19 protein-coding genes and 1 pseudogene are annotated in these 17,931 nt (G+C 74.5%); 12 read left to right on the top strand and 8 right to left on the bottom strand.

The features are described from left to right. Nucleotides 1–181: 181 nt before the first annotated feature. Both FMM08_RS07285 and FMM08_RS07280 read right to left on the bottom strand, forming a co-directional pair. Nucleotides 182–1,516 (bottom strand): ABC transporter substrate-binding protein, encoded by a 1,335-nt coding sequence (locus FMM08_RS07285; protein ID WP_147925713.1) that lies wholly within the window; start codon nucleotides 1,514–1,516, stop codon nucleotides 182–184. Nucleotides 1,517–1,612: 96 nt separating this feature from the next. Next, nucleotides 1,613–2,692, bottom strand: a complete 1,080-nt coding sequence (locus tag FMM08_RS07280) for a LacI family DNA-binding transcriptional regulator (protein WP_147925712.1) — start codon at nucleotides 2,690–2,692, stop codon at nucleotides 1,613–1,615. Between the two features lie 30 nt (nucleotides 2,693–2,722). Between FMM08_RS07280 and FMM08_RS07275 the strand changes: the two genes are divergently transcribed. The 5 genes from FMM08_RS07275 to FMM08_RS07255 all read left to right on the top strand — a co-directional run bounded on the left by FMM08_RS07275 (nucleotide 2,723) and on the right by FMM08_RS07255 (nucleotide 8,041). Continuing rightward, nucleotides 2,723–4,897, top strand: coding sequence for a glycoside hydrolase family 36 protein (locus tag FMM08_RS07275; RefSeq protein ID WP_147925711.1), 2,175 nt, complete (start codon nucleotides 2,723–2,725; stop codon nucleotides 4,895–4,897). 51 nt (nucleotides 4,898–4,948) lie between these two features. Further along, nucleotides 4,949–5,614, top strand: coding sequence for a thioredoxin-like domain-containing protein (locus FMM08_RS07270; protein ID WP_187279613.1), 666 nt, complete (start codon nucleotides 4,949–4,951; stop codon nucleotides 5,612–5,614). After that, nucleotides 5,611–6,417 (top strand): DUF305 domain-containing protein, encoded by an 807-nt coding sequence (locus FMM08_RS07265; RefSeq protein WP_147925710.1) that lies wholly within the window; start codon nucleotides 5,611–5,613, stop codon nucleotides 6,415–6,417. Before FMM08_RS07270 ends, FMM08_RS07265 begins: the two co-directional genes overlap by 4 nt. Before the next feature lie 75 nt (nucleotides 6,418–6,492). Beyond that, nucleotides 6,493–7,035, top strand: a complete 543-nt coding sequence (locus FMM08_RS07260; protein WP_147925709.1) for a putative immunity protein — start codon at nucleotides 6,493–6,495, stop codon at nucleotides 7,033–7,035. A gap of 100 nt (nucleotides 7,036–7,135) precedes the next feature. Then, on the top strand, nucleotides 7,136–8,041 hold the full coding sequence (locus FMM08_RS07255) for an alpha/beta hydrolase (RefSeq protein ID WP_147925708.1): 906 nt from the start codon (nucleotides 7,136–7,138) through the stop codon (nucleotides 8,039–8,041). Nucleotides 8,042–8,133: 92 nt separating this feature from the next. Here the strand turns inward: FMM08_RS07255 and FMM08_RS24065 are convergent. From FMM08_RS24065 to FMM08_RS07240, 3 genes and pseudogenes are all read right to left on the bottom strand, one after another. Beyond that, nucleotides 8,134–8,217, bottom strand: a pseudogene (locus FMM08_RS24065) (Uma2 family endonuclease); the annotation flags it as partial. A 7-nt stretch (nucleotides 8,218–8,224) separates the two neighbouring features. After that, nucleotides 8,225–9,457 (bottom strand): MFS transporter, encoded by a 1,233-nt coding sequence (locus FMM08_RS07245; protein WP_187279612.1) that lies wholly within the window; start codon nucleotides 9,455–9,457, stop codon nucleotides 8,225–8,227. 76 nt (nucleotides 9,458–9,533) lie between these two features. Next, complete coding sequence (locus tag FMM08_RS07240; protein ID WP_187279644.1) at nucleotides 9,534–9,995, bottom strand: hypothetical protein; 462 nt, start codon at nucleotides 9,993–9,995, stop codon at nucleotides 9,534–9,536. A gap of 64 nt (nucleotides 9,996–10,059) precedes the next feature. On the opposite strand from FMM08_RS07240, the gene FMM08_RS07235 reads away from it, so the two are divergent. The 3 genes from FMM08_RS07235 to FMM08_RS07225 all read left to right on the top strand — a co-directional run bounded on the left by FMM08_RS07235 (nucleotide 10,060) and on the right by FMM08_RS07225 (nucleotide 12,316). Then, a complete protein-coding gene (locus FMM08_RS07235) occupies nucleotides 10,060–10,611 on the top strand; it encodes an RNA polymerase sigma factor (protein WP_222710514.1) in 552 nt (183 codons plus the stop codon). Continuing rightward, nucleotides 10,608–11,705, top strand: coding sequence for a hypothetical protein (locus FMM08_RS07230; RefSeq protein WP_147925704.1), 1,098 nt, complete (start codon nucleotides 10,608–10,610; stop codon nucleotides 11,703–11,705). Before FMM08_RS07235 ends, FMM08_RS07230 begins: the two co-directional genes overlap by 4 nt. Before the next feature lie 113 nt (nucleotides 11,706–11,818). Beyond that, nucleotides 11,819–12,316: a GNAT family N-acetyltransferase gene (locus FMM08_RS07225; RefSeq protein WP_222710513.1), complete on the top strand. Its 498-nt coding sequence runs from the start codon at nucleotides 11,819–11,821 to the stop codon at nucleotides 12,314–12,316. Here FMM08_RS07225 and FMM08_RS07220 read toward each other — a convergent pair. After that, nucleotides 12,309–13,202, bottom strand: coding sequence for an aminoglycoside phosphotransferase family protein (locus FMM08_RS07220; RefSeq protein WP_222710512.1), 894 nt, complete (start codon nucleotides 13,200–13,202; stop codon nucleotides 12,309–12,311). The two genes, FMM08_RS07225 and FMM08_RS07220, sit on opposite strands and share 8 nt — an antisense overlap. A 54-nt stretch (nucleotides 13,203–13,256) precedes the next feature. On the opposite strand from FMM08_RS07220, the gene FMM08_RS07215 reads away from it, so the two are divergent. From FMM08_RS07215 to FMM08_RS22925, 4 genes are read left to right on the top strand one after another with little or no spacing between them, the layout of a single operon-like run. After that, the gene (locus tag FMM08_RS07215; protein WP_147925702.1) at nucleotides 13,257–13,652 is read left to right on the top strand and encodes a hypothetical protein; all 396 of its coding nucleotides are present in this window, start codon (nucleotides 13,257–13,259) and stop codon (nucleotides 13,650–13,652) included. Nucleotides 13,653–13,681: 29 nt separating this feature from the next. Continuing rightward, the gene (gene arr / locus FMM08_RS07210) at nucleotides 13,682–14,128 is read left to right on the top strand and encodes an NAD(+)--rifampin ADP-ribosyltransferase (protein ID WP_147925978.1); all 447 of its coding nucleotides are present in this window, start codon (nucleotides 13,682–13,684) and stop codon (nucleotides 14,126–14,128) included. Between the two features lie 16 nt (nucleotides 14,129–14,144). After that, nucleotides 14,145–15,062, top strand: coding sequence for a phosphotransferase (locus tag FMM08_RS22930; protein ID WP_187279611.1), 918 nt, complete (start codon nucleotides 14,145–14,147; stop codon nucleotides 15,060–15,062). Then, nucleotides 15,029–16,057, top strand: a complete 1,029-nt coding sequence (locus tag FMM08_RS22925; protein WP_187279610.1) for an aminoglycoside phosphotransferase family protein — start codon at nucleotides 15,029–15,031, stop codon at nucleotides 16,055–16,057. The genes FMM08_RS22930 and FMM08_RS22925 overlap by 34 nt, the downstream gene beginning before the upstream one ends. A 42-nt stretch (nucleotides 16,058–16,099) precedes the next feature. Here the strand turns inward: FMM08_RS22925 and FMM08_RS07200 are convergent, their stop codons facing one another. After that, nucleotides 16,100–16,723, bottom strand: a complete 624-nt coding sequence (locus FMM08_RS07200; RefSeq protein ID WP_147925701.1) for a LysE family translocator — start codon at nucleotides 16,721–16,723, stop codon at nucleotides 16,100–16,102. Between the two features lie 90 nt (nucleotides 16,724–16,813). Continuing rightward, complete coding sequence (locus tag FMM08_RS07195) at nucleotides 16,814–17,614, bottom strand: helix-turn-helix transcriptional regulator (protein ID WP_147925700.1); 801 nt, start codon at nucleotides 17,612–17,614, stop codon at nucleotides 16,814–16,816. Nucleotides 17,615–17,931 lie beyond the last annotated feature (317 nt).

Below are 17,931 nucleotides of genomic sequence, written 5' to 3'. Positions count from 1 at the left end.
CCTCCGGGGGGTGCTGGGTCCGTACCCAGGTGGTGCTCATCGCTGCCTCTTCCTCGAGGACCGTGTGGGGCCCGTCCCGCGGGCCGGCCGGGGATGCGCGGCCCGTAGGGACGGGGGTCTGGGGTGGTCCCGCCTGCGCCGTGCTGGAGGGCGGCGCAGGCGGGACCGGTCGGTGGCGGGCTCAGAAGCCCGGGGCGCCGATCGCCTGGGCGAGCTGGGCGAACTGGTCCTGCGTGGTCTGCGCGACCTGCTCCGGCGTCGCCTGGCCGGCGAGCATGTTGGCCAGGTTGAGGTAGAGGTCCGGGTTGACGATCGCCTCGACCTGCATGGAGCCCACCGAGTCGCCGATCGAGTCGGCGTTGGCCGTCAGGGCCGTCGGCACGGTGGCCGGGGTGTCCACGCCCTGCAGGATCGAGACGGTGTTCTGCGCCTCGACGAACTTGGTGTACTCGGTCTCCGACAGCCAGAAGGACAGGAACTGGCGGGCAGCGGCCTCGCGTGCGGAGTCACCGGTCTTGAAGGCCACCAGGGCGTTGGACTGGTCGGGGATGAAGGTGCCGACGTTGCCCGACGGCGAGATCGGGAAGAAGCCGATCTTCTGGTTGAGCTCGTCGGTGCTGGCCTTGGCCTGCAGCTGGCTGAAGAAGGTGTTGACCTGCACGGCCATCGCGGCCTCGCCGGACAGGACGGCCTGGCCCTGGTCCTCGAACGTGGCCGAGGTGATGTTGCTGTTGAACAGGCCCTGCTTGACGAGGTCGTCGTACTTCGTGACGGCGCCGAGGATGGTGGGGTCGGTGAACTTCTGCTGGCCCTTGTTGACCTCGTCCCACAGGCCGCTCTTCGCGGCGTCGGCGAGCTGGACCTGCACCCACCACTGGGTGGCCCACTTGTCGCCGCCCATCTCGTAGAAGGGCACGCCGCCGCCGGCCTTGATCTTCTCGGCGTCGGCGACCATCTCGTCGAAGCTCTTCGGCGTCTCGGTGATCCCGTACTCGGCGAAGACCTCCTTGTTGTACCAGACCCCCTCGACGGCGGGCGTGGTGACGAGCGCCGCGTACCGGGTGCCGTCGAGGATGCCGGTGACGTCCTTGAGCGCGGGCTTGTAGGAGTCGATGAACGGTGCGCCGTCGAGCGGCTGCAGGTTCTGCTTGGCGTTGAGCGCGGTGAGCTGCGAGCCCGTGGGCTGCCAGAAGGCGAGGTCGGGCTTGTCGCCGGAGGCGACCTTGGTCTGCACGCCCTGCTCGTAGGGGTCCGGCACGGTGACGATGTCGACCTTCGCCCCGGTCGCGGCCTCGAAGTCCTTCGCGACCTCCGCGGGGATGGTGTTGCTGTTCTGGGCGGCCCAGATGGTCAGCGTGGTGCCGTCGAGCTTCGCGGTGGGCTCGGGCCAGGCGGCCGCAGATGCCGAGCCGTCGCCACCTGAGGCCGGGGCCGCCCCCGGGTCGGAGCAGGCAGCCGTCGCCGCCACCAGCCCGATCGTCGCGAGCGCCACCACCTTGTGGAGCAGTCGTGCCATGGTTCTGTCCTGCCTTGTCGGTCGGTCGGGACACCCCCGGCACCCGGTGGCGACGGGGGTCTGCAGCCGGCTCCCCCACCTCGAGGGAGCCGGGGGTCAGCGGGGTGGTCCGGAGCTCTCCCGGACCACCAGCTCGGGAGCGGGGACGACCACCTCGGTGCTGTCCGCGGAGCGCTGGCCGATGCCGAGCAGCTCGAAGGTGCGTCGGCCCAGCGCGGCGAAGTCGAACCGCACGGTCGTCAGCGACGGCGCGTAGTACGCCGCTCCAGGCACGTCGTCGAAGCCGACCACCGACAGGTCGCCGGGCACGGACAGCCCGAGGTCGCGCGCCGCGCGCAGCACCCCCAGGGCCTGGTCGTCGTTGCCGCACAGCAGCGCGGTCACCGGGTGGCCGTCGCCGTCGCGCCCCTCACCCAGCAGCTCCAGCGCTGCGGCGTGCGCCGCGGCCGTGCCCCAGCCCTTGGCCGGCACGGGCTGCGGGACCGGCGCGCCCGCCTCGGTGAGCGCCTGCTCCCACCCGCGCTGGCGGTCTCCGACGCGGGTGGAGGAGGGGATGGCGAGGTGGTGGACCGTCGGGTGCCCGAGCTCCAGCAGGTGGCCGGTGGCGGTGCGGGCGGCGGCGATGTCGTCGAACCACGCCCACGCCGCGGCCTTCTTCTTCGACCCGGCCCGCCGCCCGACGATGGACTCGACGGCGGCCGCCGTGCGCACGCCCGCGGGCAGCGCCTCCATGGCCCGCACCCCGGCCTTGTCGAAGGCCAGCACGATGACCGCCCCTTCGCGGGGGTCGCTCACGCGCTCCACCGCCGCCTGCACCACGTGCGGCTCGGCGGAGTCGAGCACCGAGATGGCCACCCCCACCCCGGCAGCGCGCGCAGCCTCCTCGACGCCGCGCAGCGTGGAGGCGTACCCGTACAGGCTCGTGTCGGAGGTGATGACCGTGACCTGGTGCGCCCCGCCGGAGGCGAGGGCCCGGGCCGTGGAGCTGGGCCGGAACCCCAGTGCCTCGATCGCCGCCTGCACCTTCTCGCGCGTGGCCGGACTGACGTTGGGGTGGTGGTTGATGACGCGGCTGACCGTCACGTGAGACACGCCGGCCTGGCGCGCAACGTCGCGGATGGACGCAGCCGGGGCGCTCTGGCCGGACGGCGTCGTCGTGTTACCGGTTACAACCACGAGAGGAATGTAACCGGTAACATCCCCGTCATGGCAAGCACCGTGACCGGTTCGTCATCGGAGCGCGTCGCGCAGAGCAGCGCGAGCGCCGTCCTCCGAGCGAGCACCGACAGCTCTTCCGCGCCCCTGACCTGGGCCGCTGGAGACCTCACCCTCACCGTCGGCACCGACGCCGACGGCGTGGCCCGCATCGCCCGCCTCGACCTCGGCGGCACCGCCGTCGCCCACCCCGAGGCCCCGTTGCCCCCCGCGGAGGTCGGCCTGGTGGGGCTGGGACGCAGCTGGTCGGCGCGCCGCTACGCCGACAGCGCGACCACGCCGAGCCTCCTCCTCGCAGGCTCCGAGACCCTCGACGGCGCCTGCGCACTGGCGCTCGACAGCCTCCACCGCCCCACCGGGCTGGCCGTGCGCACGGTGTTCGAGGCGCTGCCGGGCGCCCGCGCGGTCCGATCCCGCACCACGCTGACCAACACCGGCGAGGACGCGGTCGAGGTCGCCTGGGTCACCAGCCTCGTGCTCGCGGGCCTGCTGCCGGGCGCACCGCTGGAGCGGCTGCGGCTGCACTGGGCGGACAACGACTGGCTGGCCGAGAACCGCTGGACCTCCGCCGGGGTGCGCGAGGTGCTGCCCGACCTGCACCGCGCCGTCCACCAGCACGACCCGCGCGGCGCGTTCGAGCGCGGCTCGCACGGCAACTGGTCCACCGACGGCTCGCTGCCGGTGGGCGTCCTGCACGACCCGGTCACCGACCTCGCGCTGGCGTGGCAGGTGGAGTCCTCCGGGGGCTGGCACTGGCAGGTCGGCGAGCGCGCCGACGGTGCGTACCTGTCGGCGCTCGGCCCCACCGACGCGCAGCACCAGTGGTCCACCGAGCTGGCGCCCGGGGAGTCGTTCACCACGGTGCCCGTGACGCTGGCCGTCTCCGCCGGCGGTGTCACCGGCGCCTTCGCCGAGCTCACCGCCGCTCGCCGCGCCACGCGCCGCCCCCATCCCGACACCGCCGGCCTGCCGGTGATCTTCAACGACTACATGAACACCCTCATGGGGGACCCGACCACGGCGAAGCTGCTGCCGCTGGTGGCCGCCGCGGCCGAGGCGGGCGCGGAGGTCTTCTGCATCGACGCGGGCTGGTACGGCGGCGTCGGCGAGGACTGGTGGGACGGGGTCGGCGCGTGGGAGCCCGCCGCGGACCGCTTCCCGGGCGGCGTCGACGAGGTGCTGGACGCCATCCGCGCCGCGGGCATGGTGCCGGGCCTGTGGCTGGAGCCCGAGGTCATCGGCGTCCGCAGCCCCCTGGCCGACCAGCTGCCCGAGGCGGCCTTCTTCAGCCGTCGGGGTCGCCGGCTGGTCGAGCACGGCCGCTACCAGCTCGACCTGCGCCACCCCGCAGCCCGTGCGCACCTGGACGGCGTCGTCGACAGGCTGGTGCTCGAGCACGGCGTGGGCTACTTCAAGCTCGACCACAACATCGACATCGGCTCCGGCACCGACCGCGAGGCCACCTCCCCCGGCGAGGGGCTGCTCGGCCACCAGCGGGCGCACCTGGCCTGGCTCGACGGGGTGCTCGACCGGCACCCGACCCTCGTGCTGGAGAGCTGCGCCTCCGGCGGGATGCGCGTCGACCACGCCGTCATGTCACGGGCGCAGGTGCAGTCGACCTCCGACCAGCAGGACCTGCGCCGCTACCCGCCCATCGCCGCCGCCGCGGCCACGTCCGTGCTCCCCGAGCAGGCCGCCAGCTGGGCCTACCCCCAGCCCGGCCACACCGACGACGAGATCGCCTTCACCCTGGTCGCCCCGCTGCTCGGACGCGTGCACCTGTCCGGGCACCTGGACCACATGGACGCGCACCAGAAGGCGCTGGTGGCGGAGGCGGTCACCGCCTACAAGGCGCACCGGGCGAGCATCCCCGCCTCGACGGCCTTCTGGCCGCTGGGACTGCCCGGCTGGGAGGACGGCTGGGTGGCGCACGGCCTGCACGACGCCGCCCGCGGCAGCGCACTGCTGGCGGTGTGGAGGAGGGACGACGACGACGCGACGGCCGAGCTCGCGCTGCCCGGCGGGCTCGACCCCGCATCGGCCTCGGTGGTCTTCCCGCGCTCCAGCGACGCCTCCACCGCGCAGGCGCCCGGGGGTGCGCTGGCTGTGACGCTGCCCACGCGGTGGACAGCCGTCCTGCTGCACGTGCAGGCCAGACCGCGGTGACCCGCCGTGACCTGCCGTGACGTGCGCTGACGCCGTGCGACGATCGGTGGTGTGGCCGAAGCCAAGAAGATCGACCGCGCCGAGCGCGCCGCACGAGCCGCCGCTGCCCGCAAGGAGGCCGAGCGCCGCGAGAAGCGGCACCGCACGCTCGTCATCTCCCTGACGGCGGGGGCTGTCGCCGTCGTCGTGGGGGCGGTGGCGACGGTCATCGTCGTCGACCAGCGCAAGGACGCTGCGGTCGCGGCGGAGGCGGCCAAGCCGATCGAGGGCGTGCAGGAGTTCGGCGGGACGTACGGCAAGGACCTCGGCCGCGAGCACGTCACCACCCCCGTCACGTACGACCCGCTGCCCCCGGTGGGCGGGAACCACGACGCGGTGTGGCAGAACTGCGGCGTCTACACCGACCAGGCGCAGGTGGCCGACCGCAACGCCGTCCACTCCCTCGAGCACGGCGCGGTGTGGGTCACCTACGACCCGTCGCTGCCCGCCGACCAGGTGGCCACGCTGCGCGAGGCCGTCTCGGTGAGCGACTACACGCTGCTCAGCCCGTACGCCGGGGTGCCGAGCCCCGTGGTCGCCAGCGCGTGGGGCGAGCAGCTGCAGCTGTCCAGCGCCGACGACCCGCGCCTGGCGCTGTTCCTGCGCAAGTACGTCCAGGGCCCGCAGACCCCCGAGCCCGGTGCCCCGTGCAGCGGCGGGGTGGGCACGCCCGCGTGAGCCACCCCCCGCAGAGCCTTCCTGACGGCGACGACGACGGGCGCGGCGACGACCCGTTCGACGACGTCGCCGCGGAGCGTCCTGCGGGGGCAGGGCGACCACCCGTGCTCACCGCGCTGGCGGTCTTCGTCGCCGTGGCGCTGGCTGCGGTGGTGGTGCTCGGGGTGTTCCTGCTGGCTCGCGCCCCCGCCGGCCCGACGGCGGGGGCGTCGCTCGCGGTGCCGACCGACACGTCCGTCGAGGCGGGCTTCGCCCGTGACATGCAGGCGCACCACCGGCAGGCGGTGACGATGTCGCTGTCCGTGCTGGGCGCCACCGACGACGCCGAGGTCCGGCAGCTGGCCACCGACGTCCTGCTCACCCAGCAGCAGCAGGCGGGTCAGATGCACGGCTGGCTGGAGCTGTGGGGGCTGCCGCAGACCGGGTCGCAGCCGGTGATGACGTGGATGGCTCGTGCTGGAGACGGCATGAACGGCATGAGCGGCATGCACGGGATGGACCACGGGGGTGCGGGCCCGAGCGCCGGAGCCAGCGGCGTGGACTCCATGCCCGGCATGGCCACCTCCGACCAGCTCGCCAGGCTGCAGGCCGCTCGGGGCACCGACGCCGAACGGCTCTACCTGCAGCTGATGATCCCCCACCACGAGGCCGGCGTGGAGATGGCTCAGGTCGCGCTCGACCTCTTCCCCGAGTCCGACACCGCCGAGCGCTCGCTCGCCCAGGCGATCGTCAGCTCGCAGACCAGCGAGCTGGCGGTGCTGCACGCCCTGCTCGACGCGCGCGGCGGTCCGCTCCCCGCCTGACCGGCCCACTGCACCTCGCGAGTACGCCGCACGTGCGCTGCCGGTGATGGGGCGGACGCGTGGGAAGGTGCTCGCGTGGTGTCACCGCAGACCCTCAGCGAGGCGGACCGCCGGTGCGTGGCCGCATGGGCGGCGGACTGCGCGGAGCGCGCACTGCCCCTGTTCACCGCCGAGGCCCCCGACGACGGACGCCCCCGGGACGGGATCGCCCGGGCCCGCGCGTTCAGCCGTGGAGACCTCGACGCCGCGGGCGAGATCAGGCGACGCCTGGTCGCCGGGCGGGCCGCGAGCGCGGTGACCTCACCGGCCGCGAAGGCCGCCGCCTGGGCCGCGGGTCAGGCCAGCGGCGTGGCGCACATGGGCGCGCACGCGCTGGGGGCCGCCGCCTACGCCGCGAAGGCGGCGTCGCTGGCAGCACCTGCCGCTGACCGCGCGGGAGCGCTGGAGCGGGAGGTCGTCGCGCAGGTGGCGCTCCTGGACCCGCAGGTGCGGGCCGCGCTGCGGCAGCTGCCGGCTCTCGGCGCGGACTCCGCCGGTCCGCTGGGACCGGGGCTGCTGAGCTCCGGCGTGCTCGCCGACGTCGTCCGGGCCCTCCAGGCTGAGGTCGGGGCCGCCTGAGAGCAGCTGTCCCGCGCCACCCGCGGCGCGCGGGGGCGAAGGCGCCCGATCGGCGGTCTGCGAGGTGCCTGGAACGATCTCCGTGGCGCAGACTCGTCGGGTGGCAGCCTCCCCGTCCTCTCCGAGCCCTCGTCGGCGCACGCAGCTCGCCGCCGTGATCGCCGCCGCGGTGGCGGTGGTGCTCGTGGCGGCAGCGGCGCTGGCCGTCCGCGAGCTCCGCCAGCGCGGCGAGGACGGGGTCAGCGTGGGCGGGGTGCCGGTGGCGGGGCCGCCGTCGTCGTCGCCCAGCGGGTCAGCCGGCTGCGACAGCTCGACCCAGGGCGACCTGCGCTTCGACACGGAGATGACCGGCGCCGACGGCGAGGCGGTCCCGTACAGCGTGAGCCTCCCGGCGGACTACTACACCGCGTGCAGGACCTACCCCGTGCTCTACGCGCTGCACGGCCGCGACCAGTCCAACGCCACCTTCCTGCCCGAGGCGGAGCGGCTGCGGGCGGCGGTGGAGGCGGGGGCGCTGCGCGACGTCGTCATCGTCACGCCGGACAGCAACGAGGACGGCCGGTGGGAGGGCGCGTACGACACGCACTTCATCGACGACCTCATCCCCCACGTCGAGTCGACGTACCGCGTGGAGCCCGGTGCCGCGCAGCGGCTGCTGGTGGGCTGGTCGATGGGCGGCCACGGCGCGTTCCGGTTCGGGGTGGAGCACCCGGCGGACTTCGCCGCGGTGTGGTCGGTGGACGGCGCGATGAGCCGCGAGCCGCAGTCCTACCTGGAGTTCCTGTCCGGTGTGGAGGCGGAGCGACCGCAGGTCCGGCTGGTCGGCGGTGACCTCAACGGCGACCGCGTGGAGCAGGTGGTGGACCTGTTCGCCCAGCAGGGCGTCGACTTCCCCTACCAGCGCGAGCCGCTCGGCCACGACTTCAAGCTCTTCGTCGAGGCCGACCAGCAGGCGGACTGGACCACGCTGCGGTGGATGGACTCCCAGCTCGGCCGGCAGCTCTGAGAAGCCGCAGCCAGCGGCCCACAGACGGCGGAGGTCGACCTCCAGCACGGACAGGGCAGTGGTCCTGAGGACCGTGGTGAGCACCTCACGCACTGGTCGCGCCTGACCACGCGGTCGGTCGTCTCCGACCCGGGTGAGACCACCTCGACCACGAGGAGCACGCGCTCGGGTCGAGTGGTGGCATCACGGACGTGGCGGGCGGGCGACCAGCAGGACGACGACGACGCCCGCCACCGCGAGCGCTCCGTAGCCGGCGCTGATCTGCACCAGCGTGGAGGTGTCCGTCAGGCGGCCCGCCACGAGGCTCGGACCGGCGGCGCAGCTGTAGCTGACGAGGAAGACCGTGGACAGCACGCCCGCGCGGTCGGCGGGGCCGGTGCGGGCGAGCAGCGCGCGCATGCCGCCGGTCTGCGCGACGCCCTGGGCGACGCCGGCGGCCAGGCTCGCGGCGAGGAACGGTCCCGTGGCCGCGGCGGCCAGTGCGGCGAGGATCCCGCCCACGCACAGCAGGTAGACCACCGCGCCCCAGCGCAGGGCCAGGTCGGGGCGGAACCGCGCGGACACCGGCCCGCCGACCACCGCCAGCACCGTGAAGGACGCGAAGACGGCCGCTGCCAGCAGCGCCGTGCTGGAGCCGAGCTGCTGCTCGGCGATGGTGGGCCCGAACGCCTGGTAGAAGCCGCCGAGCGACCACGTGGCGAGGATGAACCCGGCGACGGCACCCAGCTGCCGGCCGGCCCCCGCCGGCACCGTGACGTGCGGCCGCAGCGAGCCGAGCGCCGCGCGCACCGACGTGCGCGTGGACGTCTCCGGGCCGAGCGCCACGCCGACGGCCACCGCCGCGAGCAGCACCAGCACGGTGCTGTAGCCGAGCAGGTGGGGTGCTGGCGCGTGGTCGACCAGCACGCCGGACAGCAGCGCGCCGAGCGGGATGCCGAGCGTCGGAGCGGCGCTGGTCACCACGGCGGGAAGCCACCGGCGGCGTTCCGGAGCGGTGTCGACGACCAGCGCACCGAGCGCGCTGGAGGCCATCCCCGTGGCGAGTCCCTGCAGCAGCCGCCCGACCGCCAGCGGCGCGACGCCGTCGACCCCCAGCAGGACGACGAGGCCCAGCGCCGAGCAGACCAGCGCCGCCACGCCCACGACCTTGCGGCCGAGGTGGTCGGACAGCCGACCGAGCACCAGCAGCGACAGCGCGGCGGCGGCCAGGTAGGCGGCGGTGACGACGGTGAGGTCGGCGGTGGAGAGCCCGTCCTCGGCGCGGTAGAGGTTGTACAGCGGGATCGGCGTCCCGGCTGAGACGAAGATGAGGACGAGGGCTGTCGAGGCGACGGCGAACCCCGCGGAGCGGGGGCGTGCGGCGTGCCGGCGGTCGCTGTCCAGTGGGGGTCCCGAGGGTCGCGGTGGCGGGAGCACCAGCCTCGCAGTACCAGGTCGGGTCGGAGCGTCAGGGTCTCGAGGCCAGGTCCGGCCTCAGCAGCCTGATGGTTCGTCAGGACCTGGCGCTGGCGCCGCGGCGGGACGCGAGCAGCAGCGCGACGCCGATCGCCAGGTAGAGCGTCCCGAAGACCCAGCCCGCGGCAGCGAGCATCCCCGGGTTCGTGACGCTGTCCACGAACACCGCCGACCCGAGCACCACGACGCCGGTGTACGCCCAGCGGTGGCCCAGGCCCACGCACACCGCCAGTCCCAGGACGGCCACGTGCACCGCCCCCCAGACCGGGTGCATGCCGAGCGATCCGACGAGCAGCGCTGACAGGGCCCACAGCACGGGGAAGGCGACCGTGCCCGCGGCCGTCCAGCGCCACCCCCCGCGCGGGCGTCGCACGGACACCGGCCTCACGTGGTCGACGGTGGTCATGGCCGAGGGTCGCGCACCGCGGCGGGCCAGCGCCAGCGCGCCGCGCCAGCCGTCTCCAGCGCTGGCGCTCTCCTCGTCGTCGTCCTCGTGCAACCTCAGCGGGGTCGCGACGCGTAGTACTGCTGTGACGCTGCTGCACGGAGTCCGAGGGGGTGCTGTGACCGCCGACCTGGAGGCGTCCTTCGACGCGTTCGCCACCTCGGCCGCGCCCGGGCTCCGACGCCTGGCCAGGGCCTGGTGCCGCGACGCGCACCGCGCCGACGACCTCGTCCAGGAGGCCCTCGAACGCCTGTGGGCGGCCTGGCCGCGCGTGCGCTCCGACGGCAACCCCGCCGCCTACGCCCGCACGACGCTGGTGCGGGTGCTCGTGTCCGACGGCCGGCGGCCGTGGCGGCGCCTGGAGGTGGTGCACGACCTGCTGCCCGAGCGATCCTCCCCGGCTGCGGCCCCGACCACGGGCGGCGAGACCGCCGAGCAGGTGCTGGAGGCCGTGCGCGCCCTCCCGCCCCGCCAGCGCGCGGTGGTGCTGCTGCGGTACGCGGAGGACCAGTCCGTCGCGCAGGTCGCTGAGGCCCTCGGCTGCAGCGAGGGCACCGTCAAGAGCCAGGCCTCCCGCGCCCTCGGCACGCTGCGCGCGCGCCTCGGCGCCACCGGCCCCACGACCAGCCCCACGACCAGCCCCACGACCAGCGAGGAGGCGGTGCTGTGAACACCGACGACCGCGTTCCCTCCGACCAGCCCGTCCAGGACCTCGACCGCGACGACGACGCCCGCGGTGCTCGCTCGGGCGCGGCTGCGCCGTCGTCGTCCTTCGAAGCGGGACTGCGGGAGGCGCTGCGCGGCGTGGACGGCGAGAGCGGGGCCCGCCCTCTGGACCTGGAGGAGGTGCGGCGGCGAGGGGCGCGGCGCCGGCCGGCGCGCGCACCCGGCGCGCAGGGGGTGCCCGTACTGGCGGGGGTCATCGCTGCGGCGTGCGCCGCCGGGATCGTGGCGGTGACGGTGAGCGCGCTGCCGCCGTCGGCACCGGTCGGCGGCTCGGCCGTGACGGTGCAGCCGACGGCGACGGTCGTGCCCACAGCGGGGCCACCTCTGGTGACACCTACACCGACCCTCACCGGCATCGGACCCACCGGCCTCCCTGACAGCACCCCGACCGCCGTGCCCGGCAGCGAGCAGGGCCTGCAGGCGCCGAGCGCCACGGTGGTTCCGCTCTCCCCGGGCCAGACGTTCCCCGCGCGCGACACCCCCGGCTGGAACCCGTTCGCGGTGGCGTACGAGATCCCCGACGTCGCCACCGCCGCGTCGACCGCGGCGGCGCTGCCTCCCGGCGTGCAGCTCGGCCAGGACCTCGGGCAGTACCGGCTGGAGCCGACCGTGCCGGGGCAGTTCTGCGACGGAGCCGACGTCGACACCGTGGCCGGCCGGCAGTGGAGCTGGGCGGAAGACCCGCAGTCCAACGACCTCACGCAGGTCAGCGTGACGATGGTGGTGACCGGCTGGCCGACGGGTGGAGGCGCCCGCGCCTTCCGGGACGCCGTGGAGGACACCGGTGCGTGCCGGTGGATGAGCGACCCGACGTCACTGGGCGCCGCCAGCGTGCCGGGCGCCGACGAGGCGTGGGCGGCCTCCTTCGCGGACGGCGGCGGAGACTCCACCCGCGGGGCTGCGCGGGTCGGTGACCTCGTGGTGGGCGTGGAGGTGTGGAACCCGCCGAGCCGAAGCACGGCCGAGGTGCAGCGGCTGCTCGCCGCCTCCGCCGCAGCGCTCGCAGCCTCAGGCCTTCCCGCCGCGAGCGGCCGCTGACCCTCCCCTCGCTCGATGCTCATGCAGAAGACCCGCACCCCGGGCCAGCCGGTGCGGGTCTTCTGCATGATCACGACACTGCATGAGCCTCAGAGCCGGGCAGACTGCGGCAGGTGGTCGTCCTGCGCCCCCAGCTCCCCGAGGACCTGCCGCTGCTGACCGGGGGTGAGAGCCCCTTCGACGACTTCGGCCCCCGGCGGCCGGCGACGCAGCCCGCCGACTGCGACCTCGAGGACAGCGGCGCCCTCACCGTCCTCGACGACGACGGCGAGGTGGCCGGCGAGGTCAGCTGGCACTGGCAGGCCCGGCGATGGGGCCCCAACGCCGCGTCAGGCTGCCCGATGATCGGCATCTGGCTGCGCCCGACGCACCGCGGGAGGGGTGTCGGCAGCGCGGCCCAGCAGCAGCTGGTGGAGCTGCTCTTCACGCACACCGCGGCGCACCGCGTCGAGGCGCACACCGACGTGGAGAACCTCGCCGAGCAGCGCAGCCTGGAGAAGGCCGGGCTGCTGCGCGAAGGCGTGGTGCGCGGCGGGCAGTGGCGCGACGGCGCCTACCGCGACGGCGTGCTCTACGCCGTCCTGCGCACCGACCTGGCACGCCTCACGTGAAGACGTCGAGGAGACGGCGGCACCTCGGCGGGTCGAGCGTGAGGCCGCGCTGCAGCCCCCACACGAGGTAGGACGCCGCGCGCACGAGCACCCAGTCCCGGGCGCGCTCGCGCGGGACCCCGGCGGCGTCGACGAAGCGGTCGAAGAGCGCCACCACGCCGGCATCGTCGTCGACCTCGTCCAGGCGGCTCCAGAGCACACGGCCGAGGTCGTGCTCGAGGTCTCCGCGCAGGAGCACCGGATCGACCACGAGCCAGGGCGCGCGGCGCCCGCGCAGCACCTGATCGGGGTGGAGGTCGCCGTCGACGGCGAGGTCGGGGAACGGCGCGGTGGCCCTGGCTCGGGCGGCGCGGAGCACCGCGTCGAGCTGGAGGCGCGGGAAGGGACGCCCCAGCGCCTCCCAGGCACCCCCGATGGAGGAGGCGAGATCTGCGGCGGCCGACGCGGTGCTCGGGACGTCGTCGGGGACCGGCACCGCGAGCACCACGGCGAGCCCCGCCAGCACCTCGACCGCCTCGGGCAGCGGCACCCCGCCGAGCGTGGCGCTGCCGTCGAGGCGTTCGAGCAGGAGGGCGCGGTGGTCGTCGTCGACGTCGTGGAGGAGCACGGCGCCGCGTCCGGCCCACAGGCGCAGCGCCCGCGCGTGGGTGGTGACCTCGTCTCCGGGCGGCGCCAGGCGCAGCGCCAGCGGCTCGCCACCTCCGCGGGCCGCGCGGACCGGGACGACCAGCGCGTTCGACCCGTTCCAGGGCCGGCCGTCCACCACGAGCTGCCACCGGCGGCACTGGTCACCCACGAGCGCGGGCAGCTCGTCGAGCCACGCCCGCCCGGCGTCGTCGTGCCACCAGCGCGGCATGCGCGCGAACGCCCCGGGCACCTCGACCACGGACCCAGCCTACGAGGGTTGACGTCAGGACAGACTGACGACCAGGCTGGCACCATGACGACGCCTGCAGCCCTGGAGCGCGAGCACACGCTGCTCACCGCCGCCGCGCGCTACGACGCGCTGCGGCGCGAGGAGATCGCCGACTCCGCCGGCGTCGACACCGCCGTCGGCGACCCGACCAGCGCGCTGGAGCTGCTGGCGCTCAGCGAGGTGCTGACCCGCAAGGCCGGCTACGGCCGGCAGCTGACCGTCCGGACCGCGCGCGCGGCGGGCGCCAGCTGGTCGCAGATCGGAGACGCCCTCGGCATCAGCAAGCAGTCCGCGTGGGAGGCGCACCAGCGGTGGATCGACCACCAGGTCCGCCAGCACGCCGCCGTCGACCACGAGGGCCTCGACGACGACGAAGCCGCCGCGGCGCGCGCGCTCGCGGGGCGGAGCTCGGACCAGTGAGCGCCGACGCCAACACGCCGCAGCCACGGGTGCCGGTGACCTACGAGCACTGCGACCAGGTCGAGGGGCCGTTCTTCCACGGCACGCGCGCAGCGCTCGCGGTCGGCGACGAGCTGGTGCCGGGTCACCGCTCGGCGTTCCGCGAGCGAGCGCTGCGGCACGTCTACTTCACCGCCAAGGAGGAGACGGCCGTCTGGGGCGCGGAGCTGTCGACCGCGCTGACGGGCGAGGCCGATCTGGAGCCCGGACGGGGGCACGTGTACGTCGTCGAGCCGCTCGGCCCCTTCGAGGACGACCCGAACGTCACCGACAAGAAGTTCCCCGGCAACCCGACCGGGTCGTACCGGACCCTGCACCCGCTGCGCGTGGTCGGCGAGGTGGCCGACTGGCAGGGCCACTCCCCCGAGGTGCTGCAGGGGATGCTCGCCGGGCTGGCGCGTCTGCGCGAGCAGGGCCTGGACGTGATCGAGGACTGACGCCGACACTGCCGCGGTGGACCTGCCCGCGACGCTGGTCGCCGTCCTGGAGCGGCACCTCACCAGCGCACCGGTGACGGCGACGGCGGCAGCGGGGACCTACGCCTCGGACGCGGCAGCCGTCGTCGTCCTCCAGGACGGCGAAGAGGTGTTCGTCAAGGCGTCGCGAGACCCGGAGCGACGCGCGGACCACCTGACCGAGGCGCGCATCGGCGCGCAACTGCCCGGGGCCCTGCCGGCGCCGAGGCTGCGCGGGTGGACTGTCGACGGCGAGTGGGTGGTCCTGTGGTTCGACGCGCTGCACGCGCACCTGGCGGCGCAGCCGTGGACGGCGCCCGACGTCGAGGCAGTGGTTGCGGCGGTCGAGAGGAGGGGGCGACTCCTGACGCCGAGCCCCGTGGCGCCGCTGCGGTCGGTGGCGGAGATGGTCGGGTCAGCGTTCAGGGTGTGGAACGACCTCGCCGCGGGACGCGAGCGGGCACTCGCAGTGACGGACCTGGACGACTGGGCGCGCGAGGGCCTCGGCGAGCTCGCTGCGCTGGAGGCGGCGTGGCCGGCGGCGTCGGCGGGAGAGACGCTGTGCCACTTCGACCCTCGGACCGACAACTACCTCGTCGACGACGCCACCGGAGAGGTCTGGACGATCGACTGGAGCCGCGGCTGCCTCGGCGCGCCGTGGGTGGACCTCGTGACGTTCCTGGTCACCGCGCAGGGCGACGGCCACGACGCCGCGGCGCTGTTCGCGGCGAGCCCGCTGTCCTGCGGCGCGGAGGCGCGCGCCGTCGACGCGCACCTCGCGGTGCTCGCCGGGTACTGGACGGAGGCGGCGTTCCGCGCCCGTCCGGACAGCGTCCCGGATTTGCTGGCCTACCAGCGGCGGTCGCTGGCAGGGGCGAGGACGTGGCTCCAGGAGCGCTGGGCGGACCGTCGGTGACGGCGGCGCAGCTCATCGCCCGGCGCTTCGGCCTGGGCGCCCCGACCTCCGAGCTCGTGCGCGTCCCCGGGGGCAACACCCACCGGCTCTTCCGCCTGACGACGGACCGCGGCACCTGGGCGGTCAAGCAGGTGCAGCGCGTCCACGAGGACTGGTGGCTCCAGGGGTTCCAGGAGAGCACCTCACTGGAGCTGGCGGCCCAGTCAGCGGGTGTGCGGATGCCACGACCCGTCGCACCCGCCGAGCCGCTCGCGGACGTCCTCGCCGAGCTCCCGACCGGTGGGCAGACGCTCACCTACCGCGTCCACACGTGGGTGGACGGCTCGACGCCGAGCGGCTCAGCCCATCCCGAGCTGTTGGAGTGGGCGGCCCAGACCTCGGCGACCCTCCACGGGCTCGGCCTGCGCAGCCGGTCGCCTCTGGGCTCCACCTACCGGACGTTCCCCGCTGAGGAGTGGCGGGACTGGGCGGACCAGGCCCGACACCGCGGCCGAGAGGTGGGTGACCGCCTCCGAGCGTCCCTGCCCGTCGTGCTCGACGTGCAGGCCCACGTCGAGCCCGTCCTCGACCTGGCCGAGCTGTCGCGCCTGTGCCACGGCGACCTGACACCGGAGAACGTCCTCGTCACCGCCGACGGGCCGGTGCTGCTCGACTGGGACAGCGCAGGGCCGGAGGTCCCTGACCTCGAGTGGCTCCGCACCCTGTGGTCCTTCCTGCGGGTGCCGCCGCACTCCCCCAGCCCGTCGGACGTCCGACGAGCGCTGGACGCCTACGGAAGGTCAGGAGGGCAGCACCAGGCACCTGCCTCCCTCCGCTTCGCAGGGCTCCTCAACAGCCAGCTGCGGGCCCTGGCCTACTCCACCTGGTGCGCGATCGGTCACCGCGGGCTGACGGCTGACCAGGAGGTCGCCGCAGACGCCGTCGCAGTCCAGGCGCTGAGCCACCTGGTGCAGAGCGCAGCGGGCGCCCGCGGGTGGAGCCGCCTCCTCGCGTGACGCCGGGAGTCCAGCGGACCACGCTCGCACCAGCGGACCTGCTCAACCACGAGCGACCAGGCGCAGCAGCGCGCCGACGGTCGTGCCGATGCCGAACACGAACAGGAACGAGCCCGCGACCCGCGTCACCCACGGCACGACGCGCGTCGACCGGGCCAGCACCCGCGGAGACCCGAGGACACCCGCGACGAGGAGGTCCCAGGCGAGCACGACGGCGACCATCCACACCCCGTAGCCGACCAGGACGTGCGGGGCGGCCCCGGCGATGACCGACGCGAGGCTCACGTAGAACAGCGCGTTCTTGGGGTTCAGCAGCCCGGAGGCCAGACCGAGCCCGACGTTCCTGCGCCACGTCAGCTGCCTGGCAGCCGGAGCAGGTTCCAGGTCGGTGTGGCCGGCGGACCGGACGAACACCACTCCGACGTGCGTCAGGAACGCACCGCCTGCGAGCTGCACGACCAGCAGCACCAGCGGCGAGGAGATGAGGGACAGGCCGCAGAAGGCCACGGTGATGGGGATCCCGTTGGCGGCCGCGATCCCCCAGCAGACCCCGCTCGCGCTCCGCCAGCCGCTCACCATCGCGGTGCGGGAGATGAGGAAGAAGTCCACTCCGGGGATGAGTAGTGCCAGGAAGTGCGCGACCGCCACCGCGATGAACTGCTCCACGCCACTCCCCGTCGTCCGCTGGACCGTTGCGACCACGGTCAGCCACCGGCGGGCGAGGTGTCTTGAACGATGTTGCCCTCAGCCTGGGGATCAGCCTCGGTAGGTGCTCGGGGTCGCGGCGACGTGCGCGCGGAAGACGCGGTGGAAGTGGCTCTGGTCGGCGAAGCCCAGCGCGTGCGCCGCATCCGCGACGGAGGTCCCCTGGCGCAGCAGGTGGCGTGCCCGGGTGACCCTCTGGTCCTGGCGCCACGCCAGCGGGGCGAGCCCGGTGGCGCTCTTGACCGCCCGGACGAGCTGGAAGCGGGACAGTCCCACGAGCCTGCCGAGCTCGTCCAGGCGCGGGTTGGTCTCGTCGTCTCGCAGCCGCTCGAGCACCGGCCGCACCCGTTCCAGCACGACGGGGTCGACGCCGCCCGCCACGGTGTGCGCCGGCGCCGCCTCAGCCAGCGCCCGGGCGAGGCTGCGGAAGCCGCTCTCGATGCTGTCGGCGTCCTCGACGGGGCGAGGGGAGAAGAGCAGCTCGCTCCACTCCCGGAACCGCTGGTGCGCGCGGGCGTCGCGCAGCACCGTGACGCCCGCCAGGAGGGACCCCGCCCCCGTCCTCGCGGCCTGCGCGGCCGCCCAGTCCTGGTCGACGTGCACCATCTGGTACCGCCAGGGCCCGCTGCGCGGGTTGCACTGGTGGACCTGCCCGGCGGCGATGACGACGACGTCCCCGACGTGGAGCTGCACGGCGTCGCCGGAGGGAGCGGTGAAGACCGACGCGCCCTCCTCGACGAGCCCGACCGAGAGGGCGTCGTGGGCGTGCGGCCGGTAGCAGGTGTTCTGCTGGCAGGAGCGGCGGGCTTCCAGGTGGGGCAGCACAGCGCTGCGCGCGAACTCCGACGTCACCACCCCTCCCCCGTTACCTTTTTGATCACCCCAGCGATGGGGTGGCAGGCCACCGCCGCCGGCACGGCTGAGTTCCCCTGTGCACCGATGATCTGGGGGGTGTTGCCACCGGCGGCGGGTGGGCACTGGTGATCGCTGATAGGGACCTGCGGAGTCGTTCGCTGTTCGTAACGTGGCTGCGACGCGGGGGTCCGGGCTGGCCTGCCGCGTGTGCGTCGACGGCGACCAGGAGGACGCGATGGACCCATCCGAGCACCACTTCGACGTCTACGTCGGCTTGGACGTCGGTAAAGCCGACCATCACGCCTGCGCCCTGG

The sequence above is a fragment of the Quadrisphaera setariae genome (assembly GCF_008041935.1).
Lineage (GTDB): Bacteria > Actinomycetota > Actinomycetes > Actinomycetales > Quadrisphaeraceae > Quadrisphaera > Quadrisphaera setariae.
The sequence above is the reverse complement of the archived record's forward strand: the minus strand, read 5'-3'. Positions and strand labels throughout refer to the sequence as shown.